The organism is Pseudoalteromonas sp. Z1A6, from assembly GCF_011378745.1.
In the GTDB taxonomy this organism is placed as follows: domain Bacteria; phylum Pseudomonadota; class Gammaproteobacteria; order Enterobacterales; family Alteromonadaceae; genus Pseudoalteromonas; species Pseudoalteromonas arctica.
Genome location: NZ_WTKW01000482.1, coordinates 1 through 2,456, shown reverse-complemented (window position 1 = coordinate 2,456; position 2,456 = coordinate 1). Strand labels below are relative to the sequence as shown.

The 2,456-nt window shown below is 40.5% G+C and carries 1 protein-coding gene; it reads left to right on the top strand.

Annotated features, from left to right (window positions below; all coding sequences use genetic code 11):
• Positions 1–171: 171 nt before the first annotated feature.
• A complete protein-coding gene (locus tag GQR46_RS18720; RefSeq protein WP_165742043.1) occupies positions 172–2,394 on the top strand; it encodes an endo-1,4-beta-xylanase in 2,223 nt (740 codons plus the stop codon).
• The last annotated feature ends 62 nt before the right edge of the window (positions 2,395–2,456 follow it).

Below are 2,456 nucleotides of genomic sequence, written 5' to 3'. Positions count from 1 at the left end.
AAATAATAAATATAAATGACTGTTTGTTTTCTAATTTGTTATAGTCATATTGAATAATAGTTTTTTGATGATGCAGTAGAAATACTCATATCATATTTTATTCACTCAAATGGCTTTACTGCACCTAGTTTAAAAACGACTCATTTATTGCTTTAGTCTAAGGAATAAAAAATGAATAAATCGATTTTTCGTAACACCGGATTAGTGACCTTAGTGTCACTTTTAATGGCGTGCGGGGGGAATAATAAAGATACACCGGTGCCTGAACCCATACCGGAAGTAGTAGCCCCTGATACACCAGAGCCTGAAGCGCCAATAGCAGCTGAAATAACAAATGGCGGGTTTGAAGAAGACACTGCAGGGCAAACAACACCCGTCGGAAATTGGGTATTTAGGCCAACACAAGAATCAAGCGCGACTTCTACTATAGAGGTAATAGAATCGCAAGAAGGCGTTAATACTTACCAAGGCACAAAAGCAGTTGAGGTTAACGTTAATACATTGGGTGACAACCCGTGGGGAATTGAAATAGCTTATGAAGACCTTCCTATCACCGGTGGTAAAAATTACGAGTTTAGTGTTTGGGTCAAAGGTGAAGAGGGAACCAGTGCCGATTTTTGGATTCAAACGCCCGCACCAGATTACGGTCAACTTAGCCTAGTAAAAGAAACACTCACAGGCGAGTGGCAAAAAATAACATTAACAGCCGCAACAGCCGAAGCTGACTCTTTAGTAAGGCTGGCAATTCACTTTTCAAAAGAAGAGAACATTAACAAATCTATATACCTAGACGAATTTTCAGGCTTTATTTTAGACGATGTACCAGCAGAAGAAATACCTGATGTTCAATACAGCGAAGTAACAGCACAAAGTTTAAAAGCATTGGCACCTAATTTTAATATTGGCGTGGCTGTGCCAGCGGGTGGTTTTGGTAACAGCGTAATAGACAGACCAGAGATTAAAACGATTATTGAACAACACTTTAATCAACTCTCTGCTGAAAACATTATGAAGCCTACCTATTTACAACCAACTCAAGGTGAATTTTTTTACGATGATTCTGATGAGCTAGTTAACTACGCCAAAGACAACTCACTCACGGTACATGGCCATGTTTTTGTGTGGCACTCGCAAATTGCGCCTTGGATGCAGAGCTTTCAAGGTGATAAAGCCGCGTGGATAACCATGATGGAAAATCACATCACTCAAGTTGCCACTCATTTTGAAGAAGAAGGCGATAACGATACCGTAGTTAGCTGGGATGTAGTTAACGAAGCGTTTATGGAAAATGGTAAATACCGTGGTGAAAAAACCACTGACGACAGCGCCGACGAATCTGTATGGTTTGAAAATATAGGAGCCGAATTTTTACCATTAGCCTATAAAGCAGCAAGAGCTGCCGACCCCGATGCAGACTTATACTACAACGATTACAACCTGATTTGGAATGCCGATAAATTAGATGCCGTTATATCTATGGTTAACGATTTTCAAAACAATGGCGTGCCTATTGATGGCATAGGTTTTCAATCTCATATTTCACTCAACAGCCCTGATATTTCAACCATTCAGGCACATCTTCAAAAAGTGGTCGATATTCGCCCTAAAATTAAAGTAAAAATTACCGAGCTAGATGTTCGTATGAACAACGAAGGCGGCATTCCTCTAACTTACCTAACCAGTGAAAAAGCCGATGAGCAAAAGCAGTATTACTACAATATTGTTAAAACATACTTAGAAACGGTACCTGAAGATCAACGCGGTGGTATTACTATTTGGGGCGTAATTGACGAGGATAGCTGGTTACAAAACTGGCCAGCGCCAACAACAGAATGGCCGCTATTATTTTTTAATGACTATACAGCAAAGCCTGCCTTACAAGGATTTGCTAATGCATTAAAAGAGCTAATTGAAGTAGCTGAGCCAGCACCTTCCTCGGAGCTGCTAACCAATGGCGACTTTGAAGCAGGACTTGATTCATGGCAAGCCCGTGGCAGTGCAAGCATTACCTTAGATGCAAGCCAAGCCCACAGTGGTAATAATAGCGTTTTAGTACAAGGGCGTACGGAAACGTGGAACGGTATTCAAAAGGATGTAAAAGGCTTATTTAGCGCAGGTAAAACGTATAACGTATCTGCATGGATTAAGTTATCTGACGATACCAGTGCCGTTGCACCAGAGATAAAACTAACGCTACAAATAGAACACACTAGCACCGAGTACCTTGAGCTTACACCTGTTACAACAGTTGCAGCAGGCGACTGGGTACAGTTATCAGGTACTTACACACATTCAATTACAACGCAGGAAAGCGCCGCTTTACTTTATGTTGAGTCAAGTGAACTCACCGCTGACTTTTATGTGGATGATGTATCGGTAACCTTGGTCGAATAAAAACCTAACTAAAAGTAATTAACCCCAGATTAAATAGTCTGTATTTTTATACAGACTATTTT

Bases quoted from the DNA above. Each gene is read 5' to 3' on its own strand.
- GQR46_RS18720 (WP_165742043.1), top strand. From the start codon at position 172: ATGAATAAATCGATTTTTCGTAACACCGGATTAGTGACCTTAGTGTCA.